General features: G+C 72.8%; 17 protein-coding genes and 1 pseudogene. All 18 read left to right on the forward strand.

Annotation, left to right across the window (positions count from 1 at the left end; all coding sequences use genetic code 11):
• Positions 1-2: 2 nt before the first annotated feature.
• Positions 3-866 carry an aminoglycoside phosphotransferase family protein gene (locus GA0070616_RS19700; protein WP_175440140.1) on the forward strand — a complete coding sequence of 288 codons (864 nt, stop codon included), beginning with the start codon at positions 3-5 and terminating at the stop codon, positions 864-866.
• Positions 867-1,149: 283 nt separating this feature from the next.
• On the forward strand, positions 1,150-2,520 hold the full coding sequence (locus GA0070616_RS19705) for an ammonium transporter (RefSeq protein WP_091085055.1): 1,371 nt from the start codon (positions 1,150-1,152) through the stop codon (positions 2,518-2,520).
• Positions 2,521-2,545: 25 nt separating this feature from the next.
• The gene (locus tag GA0070616_RS19710; RefSeq protein ID WP_007456507.1) at positions 2,546-2,884 is read left to right on the forward strand and encodes a P-II family nitrogen regulator; all 339 of its coding nucleotides are present in this window, start codon (positions 2,546-2,548) and stop codon (positions 2,882-2,884) included.
• Between the two features lie 29 nt (positions 2,885-2,913).
• Entirely contained in the window at positions 2,914-5,226 is a 2,313-nt protein-coding gene (locus tag GA0070616_RS19715; protein ID WP_091085060.1) for a [protein-PII] uridylyltransferase, read from the forward strand.
• A gap of 293 nt (positions 5,227-5,519) precedes the next feature.
• Positions 5,520-7,073 (forward strand): signal recognition particle protein, encoded by a 1,554-nt coding sequence (ffh, locus tag GA0070616_RS19725; protein WP_091085068.1) that lies wholly within the window; start codon positions 5,520-5,522, stop codon positions 7,071-7,073.
• Positions 7,074-7,131: 58 nt separating this feature from the next.
• Positions 7,132-8,211: an amidohydrolase family protein gene (locus GA0070616_RS19730; RefSeq protein ID WP_091085072.1), complete on the forward strand. Its 1,080-nt coding sequence runs from the start codon at positions 7,132-7,134 to the stop codon at positions 8,209-8,211.
• A gap of 140 nt (positions 8,212-8,351) precedes the next feature.
• Positions 8,352-9,758 carry a proline--tRNA ligase gene (proS, locus tag GA0070616_RS19735; protein ID WP_091085075.1) on the forward strand — a complete coding sequence of 469 codons (1,407 nt, stop codon included), beginning with the start codon at positions 8,352-8,354 and terminating at the stop codon, positions 9,756-9,758.
• 56 nt (positions 9,759-9,814) lie between these two features.
• A complete protein-coding gene (locus GA0070616_RS19740) occupies positions 9,815-10,462 on the forward strand; it encodes a ribonuclease FAU-1 family protein (RefSeq protein WP_091085078.1) in 648 nt (215 codons plus the stop codon).
• A gap of 238 nt (positions 10,463-10,700) precedes the next feature.
• Positions 10,701-11,156 (forward strand): 30S ribosomal protein S16, encoded by a 456-nt coding sequence (gene rpsP / locus GA0070616_RS19745; RefSeq protein ID WP_091085082.1) that lies wholly within the window; start codon positions 10,701-10,703, stop codon positions 11,154-11,156.
• The gene (locus tag GA0070616_RS19750; protein WP_175440282.1) at positions 11,131-11,391 is read left to right on the forward strand and encodes an RNA-binding protein; all 261 of its coding nucleotides are present in this window, start codon (positions 11,131-11,133) and stop codon (positions 11,389-11,391) included. The genes rpsP and GA0070616_RS19750 overlap by 26 nt, the downstream gene beginning before the upstream one ends.
• Before the next feature lie 2 nt (positions 11,392-11,393).
• Positions 11,394-12,026: a ribosome maturation factor RimM gene (gene rimM, locus GA0070616_RS19755; RefSeq protein WP_175440283.1), complete on the forward strand. Its 633-nt coding sequence runs from the start codon at positions 11,394-11,396 to the stop codon at positions 12,024-12,026.
• An 18-nt stretch (positions 12,027-12,044) separates the two neighbouring features.
• Positions 12,045-12,818 (forward strand): tRNA (guanosine(37)-N1)-methyltransferase TrmD, encoded by a 774-nt coding sequence (trmD, locus tag GA0070616_RS19760; RefSeq protein WP_091085092.1) that lies wholly within the window; start codon positions 12,045-12,047, stop codon positions 12,816-12,818.
• 144 nt (positions 12,819-12,962) lie between these two features.
• Complete coding sequence (gene rplS, locus GA0070616_RS19765; protein ID WP_091085096.1) at positions 12,963-13,319, forward strand: 50S ribosomal protein L19; 357 nt, start codon at positions 12,963-12,965, stop codon at positions 13,317-13,319.
• A 190-nt stretch (positions 13,320-13,509) separates the two neighbouring features.
• Positions 13,510-14,375: pseudogene (lepB, locus tag GA0070616_RS19770) on the forward strand (signal peptidase I).
• Positions 14,376-14,384: 9 nt separating this feature from the next.
• Positions 14,385-15,020 carry a signal peptidase I gene (lepB, locus tag GA0070616_RS19775; RefSeq protein WP_091085099.1) on the forward strand — a complete coding sequence of 212 codons (636 nt, stop codon included), beginning with the start codon at positions 14,385-14,387 and terminating at the stop codon, positions 15,018-15,020.
• Positions 15,021-15,093: 73 nt separating this feature from the next.
• Positions 15,094-15,645 (forward strand): NUDIX hydrolase, encoded by a 552-nt coding sequence (locus GA0070616_RS19780; RefSeq protein WP_091091164.1) that lies wholly within the window; start codon positions 15,094-15,096, stop codon positions 15,643-15,645.
• Entirely contained in the window at positions 15,639-16,451 is an 813-nt protein-coding gene (locus GA0070616_RS19785; protein WP_091085101.1) for a ribonuclease HII, read from the forward strand. The genes GA0070616_RS19780 and GA0070616_RS19785 overlap by 7 nt, the downstream gene beginning before the upstream one ends.
• On the forward strand, positions 16,448-16,771 hold the full coding sequence (locus GA0070616_RS19790) for a DUF2469 domain-containing protein (RefSeq protein WP_007075222.1): 324 nt from the start codon (positions 16,448-16,450) through the stop codon (positions 16,769-16,771). Before GA0070616_RS19785 ends, GA0070616_RS19790 begins: the two co-directional genes overlap by 4 nt.
• Positions 16,772-16,794: the final 23 nt, after the last annotated feature.

A 16,794-nucleotide genomic window follows, 5' to 3' on the forward strand; every position in this document is an offset into this window, starting at 1 on the left:
CAGTGGCGAGCGACGATCGCGCGTACGCGGGCTGGCGCGACCCGAGCCAGCCGACGCAGCGCCTCGGGAGACCGTACGTGACTTCGCAGGAGATTCCGCTGCACGGCGGGAACGTCAGCACCGTGGTGCGGGTGGGCGACACCGTCCGGCGCAACGTCGGGCCGTGGACGCCGTCGGTGCACGCCCTGCTGCGGCACCTGGAATACGTCGGGTTCACCGGCGCGCCCCGCGCCCTCGGCATGGACGAGCGCAACCGGGAGGTGCTGTCGTACCTGGAGGGGGAGTGCGGGGAATACCCGCTGGCCCCGCACTGGGTCACCGACGAGGCGCTGGTGACCGTCGCCACCATGCTGCGGATGTTCCACGACGCCCAGTACGGCTTCGTGCCGCCGCCGCAGGCGGTGTGGCGCTCCTTCGGCCCGCCGCCGCCGGACACCGAGGTGATCTGCCACCACGACGCCGCCCCGCACAACGTGATCTGGCGGCCCGACGGCACGCTGGGGCTGATCGACTTCGACCTGGCATCGCCGGGCGCGCGGATCTACGACGTGGCGTACGCGGCCTGGACGTGGGTGCCGATCTTCTCCGACCGGGACTCGATCACCCTCGGCTGGAAGCGTCCCGACCGGCCCCGCCGACTGCGGCTGTTCGCCGACGCGTACGGGCTGATCCCCCGGGACCGGCACCGGCTGATCCGCACCATCCGCAAGCGGATCGTCGACCACGTCGAGGGCATCCGCCGGATGGCCGCCGCCGGTGAGCCGGCCTTCGTCCGGATCGTGCACAAGGGCCACCTGCGCCGGCCGATGCGGGATCTGCGGCTGCTCGACTACGAGCGGCACGCCCTGGAGTACGCCCTGCGCTGAGTGGACGGCGGGTGAACGGCCGGTTTCGGGCACCCGCCGCCCGCTCTGCCGGGGCTGCCCGTGGTCCGGTGGACCGGCCGTGACCGTACGGCCGATCCACCCCCGGCCATGCGCCCGAGGTGTGCGGTCTTCTTCACATGTTCGAAACAACCCGTCACCGTCCGGAAACCGGGCGGGGACCGAAGGTGAAACAGGCGGCGGCGAGGCTTCCGCGCAACCGGTGGACGGGCGACGCTGCCCCGGAAGCCGCGAAGGAGGGAACTTCACCTTTTAGGAGGCCAGCGTGCCTGACGCACCGACGATCGACACCGGCAACACCGCGTGGTTGCTGGTGTCGAGCGCGATCGTGTTGCTCATGACGCCGGGTCTGGCGCTGTTCTACGGCGGCCTGAACCGGTCCAAGGGCGTCCTCAACATGATGATGATGAGCTTCTCGGCGATCGGGCTTGTCAGCATCCTTTGGCTGTTCTACGGCTTCTCCATCGCCTTCGGCGACGACAAGGGCTCGGTCATCGGCGACCCGGCCCAGTACCTCGGCACCAAGACCTTCATGGCCGAGACCGACCTGTGGGGCGAGACCGGAATCCCGCTCTACGTGTTCATGGCGTTCCAGATGATGTTCGCGATCATCACGGTCGCGCTGATCAGCGGGGCGATCGCCGACCGCGCCAAGTTCTCCGGCTGGCTGCTGTTCGCCTTCGGCTGGGCCACCCTGGTCTACTTCCCGGTGGCGCACTGGGTGTGGGGCGGCGGCTTCATCGGCGCGGGCCTCGGTGCCCTGGACTTCGCCGGTGGCACCGCCGTGCACATCAACGCGGGCGCCGCGGCGCTGGCGCTGGTGCTGGTGCTCGGCAGGCGGCTCGGTTGGCCGCGCGAGACCATGAAGCCGCACAACGTCCCGATGGTGGCGCTCGGTACCGGTCTGCTGTGGTTCGGGTGGTTCGGCTTCAACGCCGGCTCCGAGCTGACCGCCGACTCCACCACCGGCATCGCCTTCCTCAACACCCAGGTCTGCACCGCCGCCGCCGTACTCGGCTGGCTGGTGGTGGAGAAGATCCGCGACGGCCGTCCGACCCTGGTCGGCGCGTCCTCCGGTGCCATCGCCGGGCTGGTCGCGATCACCCCGGCGTGTGCCTTCGTCGCCCCCTGGGCGGCCGTGCTGCTCGGTGTCGTCGCCGGTGCGGTCTGCGCCCTCGCGGTCGGCCTGAAGTACCGGCTCGGCTACGACGACTCGCTCGACGTGGTCGGCGTGCACTTCGTCGGCGGCTGGATCGGCTGCCTCTGGATCGGCCTGTTCGGCACCACCTCGGTCAGCTCGCTGGTCGAGAACGAGGGCCTGTTCTACGGCGGCGGGGTGGCCCAGCTCGGAGTGCAGGCGCTCAGCGCGCTGATCGTCACCGTGTACTCCTTCGTGGTGGCCTTCGCCCTCGGCTTCGCCATCGAGAAGACCATCGGCTTCCGGGTCTCCGCCGAGGCCGAGGTGCAGGGCATCGACATCGCGGAGCACGCCGAGACCGGCTACGACCTGTCGTCCGCCGGCGGCACCAGCGGTGGCGCGTTCGCGATGGCCGGAATCGGTACCCCCGCTCCTGGTGAGGATAAGCCGGCCGTGGCGGAGACCGCCGCGCCGGTCAACGAGAAGGTCGCCGGTTAACGTTCCTGGGATGGAGGGGTTGGACATGAAGCTGGTGACCGCGGTCATCAAGCCGTACCAGCTGGACGCGGTGAAGGAGGCCCTGCACGCCCTCGGCGTGGCCGGCCTGACCGTCAGCGAGGTCCAGGGGTACGGCCGGCAGAAGGGGCACACCGAGGTCTACCGGGGTGCCGAGTACACGGTCGAGTTCCTGCCCAAGATCCGGGTGGAGGTGCTGACCGATGAGATCGACGTCGAGAAGATCGTCGACGCCATCGTCGGTGCCGCCCGGACGGGCAAGATCGGCGACGGCAAGGTCTGGGTGACCGGGGTCGAGGAGGTCGTCCGGGTCCGCACCGGCGAGCGCGGCCTGGACGCCCTGTAGCTGGACGCCCTGTAGGAGGAAGGCCGCAGATGACCTCGTTGATCAAGAAGAGCACGGACGAACCGGACCTCTTGATCAACGAGGTCGTCGGCGTGCCCGGCGGCATCGGCCAGGCCGCCCGCACCGCCCGTGCGGACGCCTTCGACCGGTGGCTCGCCGGGCTGCTGCCCCCGCGCGACGGGGTGGCCCTGGTCGCGGTCGGCGGCCTCGGTCGGCGGCAGTGCGCCCCGTACGGCGACCTGGACCTGGTCCTCCTCCACGCCGGGGTGCCCGGCATCGACGAGTTGGCCGCCGCCCTGTGGTATCCCGTCTGGGACGCCAATCTTCGGCTCGACCACTCGGTGCGCACCGTCGCCGAGGCGCTGTCCGTCGCCCAGGACGACGTCAAGGTGGCCCTCGGCCTGCTCGACGCCCGGCTGGTCGCCGGCGACCCCGCCCTCGCCGAGACCCTCGCGCGCAGCGCCACCGACCACTGGCGGCGCACCGCCGTGCGGCAGCTCGGCCCGCTGCGCGAACTCACCACCGCCCGCTGGCAGGCCCACGGTGAGCTGGCCTTCCTGCTGGAGGGTGACCTCAAGGAGGCCGCTGGCGGGCTGCGCGACGTGGGCATCCTGCGGGCCGTCGCCCTGGCCGGCGTCACCGACGCGCTGCGGCCCGCCGTCCGCGCCGCCCACCTGCGTCTGCTCGACACCCGCGACGCGCTGCACCACCAGGTCGGCCGCCGGGTCGACCGGCTCGTCGCCCAGGAGCGCGACGGGGTGGCCGCCCGGCTCGGGTTGCGCGGTGCGCCCGAGGCCGCGCAGGGCACGGGCAGCGACGGGGACGCGTTACTGCGCCGGATCGCGGGCGACGCCCGGACCGTCCGGCACGCCCTCGACGACGCTTTCCGGGCCGCCGACCGGCTCCGTGCCGGCCGCCGCCGGGGGGCCGACGGCCGGCCGCTGCGCCGCCCGGTCGCCCGGGACGTGGTCGAGCACGACGGCGAACTGGTGCTGGCCCGGACCGCCATCGGAGCCCGTCCCGACCCGAGCCTGTCGCTGCGGGTGGCCGCCGCCGCGGCGACCACCGGCCTGCCGATCGCCCGGGCGACCTGTGAGTGGCTGGCCGCGTACTGCCCGCCGCTGCCGACGCCCTGGCCGGTCGAGGCGAGGTCCGCGCTGGTCACCCTTCTCGGCGCCGGCCCCGGCCTGTTGCCGGCCTGGGAGACCTGCGACCGGTACGGGCTGATCGACGGCTGGCTGCCGGAGTGGACCCGGATGCGCAGCCTGCCCCAGCACAACCCGGTGCACCGGTTCACCCTCGACCGGCACCTGGTGCAGGCGGCTTTCGAGGCGGGCCGGCGCACCCGCGAGGTCGACCGCCCCGACCTGCTGCTGCTCGGTGCCTTCCTGCACGACATCGGCAAGGGGCTGCCGGGCGACGAGCCCGGCGCGGCGGCCGACCACTCCGTCGTCGGTGCGCCGATCGCCGAGGCGGTGGCCACCCGGATCGGCCTGCCCGAGGACGAGGCGGCGCTGATCGGCACGCTGGTCCGGCTGCACCTGCTGCTGCCCGACGTGGCCACCCGCCGGGACCTCGCCGACCCGGTCACCATCGGCCGGGTCGCCGAGGCCGTCGGCGACGTGACCACCCTCGACCTGCTGCACGCCCTGGTCCGCGCCGACGCCGCCGCCACCGGCCCGGCCGCCTGGTCGGACTGGAAGGGCCGGCTGGTCGCCGAACTGGTCGCCCGGGTCCGTACCACGCTGGACACCGGCGCCGTGCCGCAGCCGCCCGCCCCGGATCCGGCCCTGGTGGCGGGACCGCTGCCGGTCGTCCACCTGACGGGGGACCGGGTGGCGGTGGCCGCGGCGGACCGGCGGGGTCTGCTCGCGACGGTGGCCGGCTGCCTGGCCCTGCACCGGCTGGAGGTGCTCGCCGCCGACGCCTCGACCGTCGACGGCCGGGCGCTGGTCGAGTGCCGGGTGCAACCCCGGTACGGGCTGCCGGCCGACCCGGTGGCCCTCAGCGCAGACCTGCGACGCGCGGTGGGCGGTGACGTCTCGGTGACCCAGCGGCTGCGCGGCCGGGCGCTGGCCGCCCGGGGGTCCGGGGCCGAGCCGAGGGTGGTCTGGCACCGCGACGCCGCCACCGACGCGGTCCTGCTGGAGTTGCGGGCGGCCGACGCGGCCGGCCTGCTGTACCGGGTGACCAGCGCGTTGGACGCCGCCGGGGCGCACGTTCGCGCGGCCCGGATCTCCACCCTCGGCGGCGACGTGGTGGACGCCTTCTACCTGGTCGGTGGCTGGCCCGACGACGACGAGCGGGACCGCCTGGAGGCGGCCGTCCTCGCGGCCGTCTGAGCGTCTGCGGTGTCGGTGGAGCCGGCGGTGCTGACGGTGTCGGCGGTGCCGGCGGTGCTGACGGTGTCGGCGGTGCCGGCGGTGCTGACGGTGTCGGCGGTGCCGGTCGCCACGTCCCGCCCGGTCGGCGCCCCGGAGGGCCCGGTCGGCGGCCGGCCCGCTCACCGGACGGGCGCGGGCGGCTGTGGCCGGGCCGGAGCGCCCGCCGGGGCGGCGGGCTACCCTAGCGGTGGCCGGACGTCTCGCCCGGCCGCGCCTGTGCCCGCCGGAACACTGACAAACGGGATGTTCGCGTGTTTGACACCTTGAGTGACCGCCTCTCCGGGATCTTCACCAAGCTCCGCGGCAAGGGCCGGCTCACCGACGCCGACATCGACGCCACCGCGCGCGAGATCCGCCTCGCGCTGCTGGAGGCCGACGTCGCGCTGCCGGTGGTCAAGGGCTTCATCGCGAACGTCAAGGAACGCGCCCGTGGGGCCGAGGTCTCGCAGGCGTTGAACCCGGCCCAGCAGATCATCAAGATCGTCAATGAGGAACTGGTCACCGTCCTCGGCGGCGAGAACCGGCGGCTCCAGTTCGCCAAGCAGCCGCCGACCGTGATCATGCTGGCCGGTCTCCAGGGTTCCGGCAAGACCACCCTCGCCGGCAAGCTGGCCCGCTGGCTCAAGGCCCAGGGCCACCAGCCGCTGCTGGTCGCCGCCGACCTCCAGCGTCCCAACGCCGTCGGGCAGCTCCAGGTGCTCGGTGGCCGGGCCGGCGTCGAGGTGTACGCCCCGGAGCCCGGCAGCGGCGTCGGTGACCCGGTGCAGGTCGCCCGCGCCTCGATCGAGCACGCGAAGCGGGCCGCCCGCGACATCGTCATCGTGGACACCGCCGGCCGACTCGGCATCGACGCCGAGATGATGGCGCAGGCCGCGAACATCCGCGACGCCGTCCAGCCCGACGAGGTCATCTTCGTCATCGACGCGATGGTCGGGCAGGACGCGGTGCGTACCGCCGAGGCGTTCCGCGACGGCGTCGGCATCACCGGCGTGGTCCTGTCCAAGCTCGACGGCGACGCCCGGGGTGGCGCGGCGCTGTCGGTCCGGGAGATCACCGGGCAGCCGATCCTGTTCGCCTCCACCGGCGAGAAGCTGGAGGACTTCGACGTCTTCCACCCCGACCGGATGGCCAGCCGGATCCTCGGCATGGGCGACGTCCTCACTCTGATCGAGCAGGCCGAGCAGGCCTTCGACACCGATCAGAAGGACAAGATGACCGCCAAGCTGATGGGCGGCGAGCAGTTCACCCTGGAGGACTTCCTCGACCAGCTCATCGCGGTTCGCCGGATGGGCCCGATCGCCAACGTGCTGGCGATGATGCCCGGCATGGGGCAGATGAAGGACCAGCTCGCCGAGCTGGACGACAAGCACTTCGACCGGGTCACCGCGATCATCCGGTCGATGACCCCCGCCGAACGCACCAACCCGAAGATCATCAACGGCTCCCGCCGGGCCCGCATCGCCTCCGGTTCGGGCGTCACGGTGATGGACGTCAACCAGCTGCTCAACCGCTTCACCGACGCCCAGAAGATGATGAAGCAGATGGGCGGCATGATGGGCCTGCCCGGCGGCGGGCGGCGCAAGGCGACCAAGAGCCCGAAGAACAAGCGCAAGGGCACCAAGGGCGGCAACCGGCCGCGCACCGGGGCGGGCGCCGGGATGCCGGGCGGCTTCCCGGGCGGCATGCCGCAGCTCCCGCCGGGGATGAACCCGGACGACCTGGCCGCGGGCCAGGGGCTGCCGCCGGGCTTCAAGCTTCCGAAGATCGATTTCAACAAGCTCGGCAAGGGCGACAAGCCGCGCTGACCGCGCGCCGGGCGGGGCTGCTCACGCACGACGGGCCGTGATCCGGTAGGACTGTCACATGGCTCTGCATGTGCGCGGTGTGCTCCTGCCCGACGACGAGGTCCGGGATCTCTGGCTGGTCGGCGACCGGGTCACCTTCGAACCGGTGCCCGGCGCGGAGACCGTCGCCGACGGCGGGTTCGTCCTGCCGGGTCTCGTCGACGCGCACTGCCACATCGGCATCGCCCGGGGCGGCGCGCCGATCGCCTCGCTCGACCAGGCCCGCGAACTGGCCCGCACCGACGCCGCCGCCGGGGTGCTCGCCATCCGCGACGCCGGGTCGCCGTACCCGTACCCGGAACTCGACGACGAGCCGGAGCTGCCGCGACTGGCCCGCGCCGGCCGGCACATCGCCCCGCCCAGGCGCTACCTGCGCGACATCGGCGTAGAGGTGGGGGCGGCGGAGGTCGCCGCCACCGTCGCCGAGCAGGCCACCGCGGGCAACGGGTGGGTCAAGCTGGTCGGCGACTGGATCGACCGGGGTGTCGGCGACCTGGCGCCGGCCTGGGACGCCGACACCATGACGGCGGCCGTCGAGGCCGCCCACGCCGCCGGGGTGCGCGCCGCCGTGCACACGTTCAGCGAGTCCGCCGTGGAGATCATGGTGCGCGCCGGAGTGGACTCGGTCGAGCACGGCACCGGCCTGAGCCTCGACCTGATCGACCTGATGGCCCGGCAGGGCACCGCGCTGGTCCCCACGATGATCAACATCCGGACCTTCGGCGGCATCGCCGAACAGGCCCGCGCCAAGTTCCCCGGGTACGCCGACCACATGATCGCCCTGCGCGACCGCTTCCCCGAGGTGGTCCGCGCCGCGTACGAGGCGGGCGTGCCGATCTACGTGGGCACCGACGCGGGCGGCGGCATCGACCACGGGCTCGCCGCCGAGGAGATGCTGCTCCTGCACGAGCAGGCCGGCATGGCGGCCGAGGACGTCCTCGCCGCCGCGTCCTGGGGCGCACGCGGGTGGCTCGGCTTCGCCGGCCTGGTCGAAGGCGGCCTCGCCGACCTCACCGTCTACCCGACCGATCCGCGCACCGACCTCTCCGTCGTGCGGGCCCCGTCGCGGATCGTCCTGCGCGGGCGCGTCGTCCGCTGACCGGGCGGGCAGGCGGCGCGAGTCGCGGTAGGCGGGCGCGTCCGCCGCGCCGGACGGCCCGACCTGCCGCACGCTGGGCTGAGCGTGACGCGCCTGCCCGGCCGCGTCGGCGGCGGGGGCGGCGCATAGGATGTGCGGTCATGGCACGCGTGCTCACTCCCCGTGCGGAGGACTTTCCCCGCTGGTACCAGGACCTGATCGCCAAGGCGAAGCTGGCCGACAACGGCCCGGTGCGCGGGACGATGGTCATCCGACCGGCCGGCTACGCCATCTGGGAGCGGATGCAGTCCGAGATGGACGACCGGATCAAGGCGGCCGGCGCGGAGAACGCGTACTTCCCGCTGTTCATTCCGGAGAGCTACCTCAAGCGTGAGGCCGAGCACGTCGAGGGCTTCTCGCCGGAGCTGGCCGTGGTCACCCACGGTGGCGGCAAGCAGCTCGCCGAGCCGGTGGTGGTGCGCCCCACCAGCGAGACGGTCATCGGTGAGTTCATGGCCAAGTGGATCGACTCCTACCGGGACCTGCCGCTGCTGCTCAACCAGTGGGCGAACGTGGTCCGCTGGGAACTGCGCCCCCGCATCTTCCTGCGCACCAGCGAGTTCCTCTGGCAGGAGGGGCACACCGCGCACGCGACCCGCGCGGACGCCCGCGCCTACGCCCGGCGGATCCTGCACGAGGCGTACGAGGACCTGATGGTCAACGTGCTGGGCATCCCGGTGGTGGTGGGCCTGAAGACCGCCCGGGAGCGGTTCGCCGGGGCCACCGCCACGTACACCTGCGAAGGCATGATGGGCGACGGCAAGGCCCTCCAGCTCGGCACGAGCCACGAGCTGGGGCAGAACTTCGCCAGGGCGTTCGACATCAGCTACTCCTCGGCCGAGGGCGGCCGGGAACACGCCTGGACGACCTCCTGGGGCACCTCGACCCGGATGCTCGGCGGCCTGATCATGTGCCACGGCGACGACAACGGCCTGCGGGTGCCGCCGCGGCTCGCGCCGATCCAGGCGTACGTCATGGTGGTCAAGGACGGCGAGGGTGTCGGCGCGGCGGCGGCCGAGCTGCGCGACGCGCTGCGCGACGCCGGTGTCCGGGTCGCGCTCGACGACCGCACCGACACCCCGTTCGGCCGCCGGGCCGTCGACGCGGAGCTGCGCGGCTATCCGGTACGCGTCGAGGTCGGCCCCCGCGACCTGGCCACGGGCAACGCGGTCGTGGTCCGGCGTACGGACGGCTCGAAGGCTCCCACGCCGGTGGCCGACGTGGTCGGGGCGGTGCGGGCCGCCCTGGAGGCCGACCAGCGGGCGCTGCACGACCAGGCCCTCGCCCACCGGCAGTCCCGCACCGTGGAGGTCGCCACGCTGGACGAGGCGATCGAGGCGGCGGCCACCGGTTGGGCGCGGGTGCCGTGGTCGGCGGTCGGGGTCGACGGCGAGGCGAAGGCCAACGGTCAGGGCGTCACGGTGCGCTGCCTGCTCCGCGCCGACGGCTCGGTGCCCGACACGGAGGACGAGTCGGACCTGGTGGCGATCCTGGCACGCGCCTACTGACCCACGGGTGGTGTCGATGGTCGGCGGGGTCGCGTGCCGCCGGTAGGGTTCGGGGCGTGAGGTTCGAACCAGGGCGGCTGGTGGTGCACCGCAACGTGCGGCGGGGGCGGATCGGCTGGGTCCGGCCCGCCCGGGTGGTCAGCGACGACGAGCGGGGTCTCCTGCTCTGGGTCGCCCGCGACACCCCGGTGGCCAGCGAGGTCACCGAGGCCGGCCTGGGGATGCGGGCGGTGCCGTTCACCGAGTGGATCTCGTCTTCGTACCGGCTGGCCGAGGGGCGGTGGAGCGGTCCGCCGCTGCTGAAGTTCCTGCCCACCGGGGCGGCCCACTCCGTCTGGTGGTTCCGGGGCGACGACGGCCGCTTCGTCGGCTGGTACGTCAACCTGGAGGAGACCGGCGTTCGCTGGGACGACGGCACGCTGGCCGGCGTCGACGTGGTGGACCAGGACCTCGACGTGCTCGTCCGCCCGGACCGGGGCTGGGAGTGGAAGGACGAGGACGAGTTCGTCGAGCGGCTGGCCTTCCCCGAGCACTACTGGGTGTCCGACCCCGATGCCGTCCGGGCCGAGGGCAAGCGGGTGATCGCCCGCGCCGAGGCGGGGGAGTTCCCCTTCGACGGCACCTGGTGTGACTTCGTGCCGCCCGACGGGTGGACGACCCCCGACCGGCTACCGCCCGGCTGGGACCGGCGGCCCGTCCGGTAAGGTGTTCTCCGTCACTACCGACCCCTCGTCGGGTGGTCCGGGTGGTCCGGTGCGAGCGATCCGGCGTCGATCTGGCAGAATGGCTGGCTGGTATCCGGCGTGTGTTCGGCGCCCTCTAACCCGGGCACGTCGCCAGTCCACCGAGTTGTCTCCGGCCCAACCCCACTGTGCCGGTCGGCGCTCACCCGTGCACCGCCCGTCGTCGGGCCGGTGAGATCGCAACAGGAGCGAAACAACTGTGGCCGTAAAGATCCGGCTCCTGCGGATGGGCAAGATCCGCAACCCGCAGTACCGCATCGTCGTCGCCGACTCGCGCACCAAGCGCGACGGCCGGGCGATCGAGTTCGTCGGTGTCTACCAGCCGAAGGAAGACCCTTCGGTCATCGAGGTCAGGTCGGAGCGGGTCCAGTACTGGCTGTCCGTCGGCGCCCAGCCGAGCGAGGCGGTGCAGCGGCTGCTGGAGCTGACCGGTGACTGGCAGAAGTTCAAGGGCCTGCCGGCCCCGCCGCCGCTGAAGGTCGCCCCCGAGCGGGCCGACCGCAAGGCGGCCTACGAGGCCGAGGCGAAGGCTGCGGCCGGTCTGGCCGACGCCCCGACCAAGCCGGCCAAGAAGGCCGCCAAGGCCGAGGCGCCGAAGGCTGAGGAGCCGAAGGCCGAGGAGCAGGCCCCTGCGGACTCCGGCGAGCAGGCCTGACATGGCTCTGCGTCCCGCGTTGGAGCACCTGGTCAAGGGCATCGTGGATCACCCCGACGACGTGCGCGTCCGGATGGTCGACTCCCGTCGGGGCAAGCGGCTGGAAGTCCGCGTGCACCCGGAGGACCTGGGTACGGTGATCGGGCGGTCCGGCCGGACCGCCAAGGCGCTGCGCCAGGTGATCGGCTCCATCGGTGGGCGCGGCGTGCGCGTCGACATCGTCGACTCGTACTGATGCTGCTCATCGTCGGCAGGATCGGCAAGCCGCACGGCATCCGCGGTGAGGTCACCGTGGAGGTGCGGACCGACGAGCCCGAGACGCGGTTCGCCCCCGGCGCGGTGCTGCGCACCGAGCCGGGGGCGACGCCCTCGTCCAGGCCGCGTGACACCGGGCCGGCGGCGCCGCCGGCCGGGCCGCCCAGCGGAGCACCGGCCGCCGGTGCCGCGTCGCCGCAGCCCGCCACCGACACCGGCGTGCCGTTCCGGGTGCCCGCCGAACTGACCGTGGAGGCCGCACGCTGGCACCAGGGCCGGCTGCTGGTCGCCTTCGACGGCGTGTTCGACCGTGACGTCGCCGAGGCGCTGCGTGGCACCCTGCTCGCGGTGGACAGCGCCGACGTCGCCCCGCCGGAGGATCCGGAGGAGTTCCACGACCACCAACTCGTGGGGCTGGCCGTGGTCACGACCGACGGCGAGCGGCTGGGCGAGGTCGCCCGGATCGACCACGCGCCGGCCTCGGACCTGCTGGTGCTGCGCCGGCCCGAGGGGCGTACGGCGCTGATCCCGTTCGTGAAGGCGATCGTGCCGAAGGTCGACCTCGCGGGTGGCCGGGTCGTGGTGGATCCGCCGGCCGGCCTGCTCGACCTGTAGAACGGCGGAACACCCCCGATGCGCGTCGACATCGTGTCGATCTTCCCTGAGTACTTCGCGCCGCTGGAGCTGTCGCTGATCGGGCGGGCCCGGAACAGCGGCACGCTGCGGCTGGCCGTGCACGACCTGCGGGGCTGGACCCACGACGTGCACCGCACGGTCGACGACACCCCGTACGGCGGCGGCCCCGGCATGGTGATGCGGCCGGAGCCGTGGGGTGCGGCGCTGGACGCCCTCGCCCCGGCGGACCTGACCCCACCCCGGCTGCTGGTGCCCTCGCCCACCGGCGTGCCCTTCAGTCAGGCGCTGGCGCACGAACTGGCCGCCGAGCCGCACCTGCTGTTCGCCTGCGGCCGGTACGAGGGCATCGACCAGCGGGTGCTCGACCACGCCGCGACCCGGATGCCGGTGACCGAGGTCAGCCTCGGCGACTACGTGCTCTTCGGCGGTGAGGTCGCGGTGCTGGTGATCATGGAGGCGGTGACCCGCCTGCTGCCCGGGGTGCTGGGCAACGCGAGCTCGCTGGACGAGGAGTCCCACGCCCACGGGCTGCTGGAGGCTCCGATGTACACCAAGCCGGCCACCTGGCGCGGGCTGGATGTGCCCGAGGTGCTGCGCTCGGGCGACCACGGGCGGATCGCCCGCTGGCGGCGCGACGAGGCCCTGACCCGTACGGCCGCGCGACGGCCCGACATGCTGGCCGCCCTCGACCCCGCCGGGCTGGACAAACGGGACGTCGAGACCCTGCGTCGGGGTGGGTTCACGCCGCCGCTGGGGGATGTGGCAAAGTAGGGAGGTTGCCGCATCCGACCGCGCCGCGGCCGGATGCGAGGATCCCCGACCGGGGTCGGCCCCGGCCGGCAGCCACCCGGGGATCAGAATCACCCATCCGCGCACCGATTGACGGTGCGCCGTGAGCCTCACGAGGACGCAGCGATGAACATCCTGGACGCCCTTGACGCCCAGTCGAAGCGGGTCGACCTCCCTGACTTCCGTGCCGGTGACACCGTCAAGGTGCACGCCCGGGTCGTCGAGGGCAACCGGTCCCGTGTCCAGATCTTCCAGGGCGTCGTCATCCGCCGTCAGGGTGACGGTCTGCGCGAGACCTTCTCGGTCCGCAAGATCAGCTTCGGGGTCGGCGTCGAGCGGACGTACCCGATCAACAGCCCGGCCATCGACCGCATCGAGGTCGTGACCCGTGGCGACGTTCGCCGGGCCAAGCTCTACTACCTGCGCGAGCTGCGGGGCAAGAAGGCCAAGATCAAGGAGCTGCGGGAGAAGCAGCCCAGCTGACCGTCGCTCTACGCCACGCCGCCCGAGCTGCGCGTATGCCGTACCGTCCAGGTCGCACTACCCTGGGCGGTAACGGGCGCAGCGGGGCGACGAGCCGTCGACACGGCGGCGAGACGTCCACTACCGCCCGGGGAGCCTGTCGCACAGGCTCCCCGGGCGGTAGTGTCATTCTGCGGACCAGGGAGTGGGCGTGGTGCAGACGCTGGACGAGAGCGGTGCGGTCGACCCGTGGCGCCGACGGGTCCGCCGTCCCCGCCGGCAGATGCCCCTCTGGCAGGAACTGCCGCTGCTGCTGGTCGTCGCGTTCTGCCTCGCCGTGCTGATCCGCACCTTCCTGCTCCAGGCGTTCTTCATCCCGTCCGGCTCGATGGAGGACACTCTCCTCGTCGGTGACCGGGTGCTGGTCAACAAGGTCGTCTACGACGTCCGCGACCCGTTGCGCGGCGAGGTGGTGGTCTTCAAGGGCACCGACCGGTGGGTTCCCCAGGTCGCCCAGGAACCGGCCCCGGGGTTCGTCGGCAAACTCGGCCGCACGGTCGGCGATCTCGTCGGCGTCAGCCGCCCCGGCGAGAAAGACTTCATCAAGCGGGTCATCGGGCTGCCCGGCGACCGGGTGAGCTGCTGCGACGAGCAGGGCCGGCTGCTGGTCAACGGCACCCCGCTCGACGAGACGTACGTGGTCCGCGACTCGCCCCTCGACCTGCCGCCGAACCCGCGGGAGTGCCGCTCGCGGCGGTTCGAGGAGATCGTCGTCCCGCCCGGTCAGATCTTCGTGCTCGGCGACCACCGGCTGGTCTCCTACGATGCCAGGTGCCAGGGCACCGTGCCGATCGACAACGTGGTCGGCCGGGCCTTCGCGGTGGTGTGGCCGTCGGCACGCTGGCACTCCCTGCCCGTACCCGAGACGTTCGCGGACGTGGCGCCGCCCTCGTCCGCCGTCGACACCCTGACCCCGACGCAGACCCGGGAGGGCGGCGCGGTCCTCGTGCTGCCCGTCGCGATCATGCTGTCCGTTTACGCGCGTTCCGGGCGGTGGCGTCCTGTCGGGCGACGTAGGCTCTCAGCGTGATTGACGAGCAGACCGACAAGCCCCGCAGTTCCTTCTGGAAGGAGCTGCCGATCCTCCTGGGTGTGGCGATCCTGGTCGCGGTGCTGGTGCGGGCCTTCGTGCTGCAGACCTTCTTCATCCCCTCCCCGTCGATGGAGAACACCCTCATGATCGACGACCGGGTGCTGGTGAACAAGTTGGTGTACGACTTCCGCTCCCCGCAACGGGGCGAGGTCATCGTCTTCAAGGCCCCGGTCGAGTGGAGCGGCAACCCCGACGGCGAGGACTTCATCAAGCGCGTCATCGGCGTGGGCGGCGACCGGGTGGTCTGCTGCGATCCCGAGGGCCGGCTGGTGGTGAACGGCACCCCGCTCGACGAGCCGTACATCTACTCCGTCGACGGCCAGCGCGACAAGCCGGCCGACCAGGAGTTCGACGTGGTGGTCCCGCCGGGCCGGCTCTGGGTGATGGGCGACCACCGCTCCGCCTCCGGCGACTCCCTGGAACACTGGCAACAGTCGGGTCAGAACATCACAGCTGCGACCATTCCCGAGGACCAGGTCGTCGGGCGTGCCTTCACCGTCTTCTGGCCGGTGGACCGGGCCACCTGGCTGACCGTGCCGGAGCCGTTCGACCGCATCCCGGAGCCCTGAGCCGGCGTCCCGGGCTGGTGCCGCGGGCCGGAGCGGCGTGGGCGATGTCGGCGACGTCTGGCAGTCTGGTGCGGTGACCGTCTACACCCCCCGGCGCGCGGCCCGCGTGCTGCTCGTCGACGCGGCCGGCCGGGTGCTGCTCTTCTGCGGCACCGACCCGGCTCGCCCCGGGCACGGCCGTTGGTGGTTTACTCCCGGCGGCGGGCTCGACGCCGGTGAGTCGTACGCCGACTGCGCCGCCCGGGAACTGGCCGAGGAGACCGGTCTGCGGCTCGCCGCCCCGGCGTTCGGCCGACCGGTGCACACCGACTCGACCGAGTTCCCGTTCGACGGGGTGTGGTACCGGCAGGAGCAGGAGTTCTTCCTGGTCCGGGTGGTGGCCCACGAGGTCGACACCTCGGGTTTCAGCGACATCGAGCGGGCCAGCGTGAAAGGTCACCGCTGGTGGGACCCGGCTGAGCTGCTCGCCTCCGGCGAGCGGTACTACCCGACGGACCTGCCGCAGGTGCTGGCCGCGGCGCTGGCCGGCGGGGTCGACGGAGCGGCGGCGCGGGCCTCAGGGATGCCACCGACTGCCGGGTCGGACGGCGCGGCAGGCCCGGCGTCCGGGGGTGCGCCGTGTTGACGCCCCCGCGCACGGTGGTGCGCCGCGACGGTGGCCTGTACGCGCTGGAGCGGGCCCTGCAACGGCGTGGCTTCCGGCACGTCGCGGGTGCCGACGAAGCCGGACGGGGTGCCTGCGCGGGGCCGCTGGTCGCCGCCGCCGCGGTGCTGCCCGAGGGGCGGCGCGGCGAGATCGACGGGCTGGCCGACTCGAAGCTGCTCACCCCGGCCAGCCGGGAGCGCGTGTACGACCAGGTGGTGGCGCGTGCCCTGGCGTACGCGGTGGTGGTCGTCCCGGCCGAGGAGGTGGACGCCCGTGGGCTGCACGTGTGCAACGTGGCCGCCATGCGCCGGGCGCTCGCCTCGCTGAGCATCCGGCCCGAGTACGTGCTCACCGACGGTTTCGGCGTGGACGGGCTCGACGTGCCCGGCCTGGCCGTCTGGAAGGGCGACCGGGTGGCCGCCTGCGTGGCGGCGGCCAGCGTGCTCGCCAAGGTCACCCGGGACCGGATCATGGTGGACCTGGACGCGGCGTACCCCGGCTACGGCTTCGCCGAGCACAAGGGCTACATCACCGCGGAGCACACGGCCGCGCTGCGGCAGCTCGGGCCGTGCCGGGAGCACCGGTTCTCCTACGTCAACGTGGCCGCCGTGTCCGGGCGCGACGGCCGGCCAGCCCGGTCCCGGCGGCCGTTGAGCGCAAGCCTGGACGAGCCGATGGAGCGCTCCGAGGCGTCAGGGGGTACCGTCGGCGTGGCGTTGGGCGAGCGGCCTCGGCCCCCGGCGCCGGTGGGGGAAGATGTGGCCATGGAAGGCGGAGTGCGATGAGCGCGGAAGATCTCGAGAAGTACGAGACCGAGATGGAGCTGCAGCTCTACCGGGAGTACCGCGACATTGTCCGCCAGTTCTCCTACGTGGTGGAGACCGAGCGTCGCTTCTACCTGGCCAACCAGGTGGACCTGCACGTGCGCAACTCCGACGGCGAGGTCTACTTCGAGGTCGAGATGCACGACGCCTGGGTGTGGGACATGTACCGCCCTGCCCGGTTCGTGAAGAACGTCCGGGTGATGACATTCAAGGACGTCAACGTCGAGGAGCTGGAGAAGCCCGACATCTCGCTCCCCGCTGACTCCGGCTTCGGCGGCTGAGGCTCCCCGGGCCCCCGAGGGCC

The sequence above is a fragment of the Micromonospora nigra genome (genome assembly GCF_900091585.1).
Taxonomy (GTDB): domain Bacteria; phylum Actinomycetota; class Actinomycetes; order Mycobacteriales; family Micromonosporaceae; genus Micromonospora; species Micromonospora nigra.

Excerpts from the sequence above, each read along its gene's own strand:
- GA0070616_RS19710 (WP_007456507.1), top strand. The coding sequence starts at position 2,546 with ATGAAGCTGGTGACCGCGGTCATCAAGCCGTACCAGCTGGACGCGGTG.
- GA0070616_RS19715 (WP_091085060.1), top strand. The coding sequence starts at position 2,914 with ATGACCTCGTTGATCAAGAAGAGCACGGACGAACCGGACCTCTTGATC.
- GA0070616_RS19730 (WP_091085072.1), top strand. The coding sequence starts at position 7,132 with ATGGCTCTGCATGTGCGCGGTGTGCTCCTGCCCGACGACGAGGTCCGG.
- proS (WP_091085075.1), top strand. The coding sequence starts at position 8,352 with ATGGCACGCGTGCTCACTCCCCGTGCGGAGGACTTTCCCCGCTGGTAC.
- trmD (WP_091085092.1), top strand. The coding sequence starts at position 12,045 with ATGCGCGTCGACATCGTGTCGATCTTCCCTGAGTACTTCGCGCCGCTG.
- rplS (WP_091085096.1), top strand. The coding sequence starts at position 12,963 with ATGAACATCCTGGACGCCCTTGACGCCCAGTCGAAGCGGGTCGACCTC.
- GA0070616_RS19790 (WP_007075222.1), top strand. The coding sequence starts at position 16,448 with ATGAGCGCGGAAGATCTCGAGAAGTACGAGACCGAGATGGAGCTGCAG.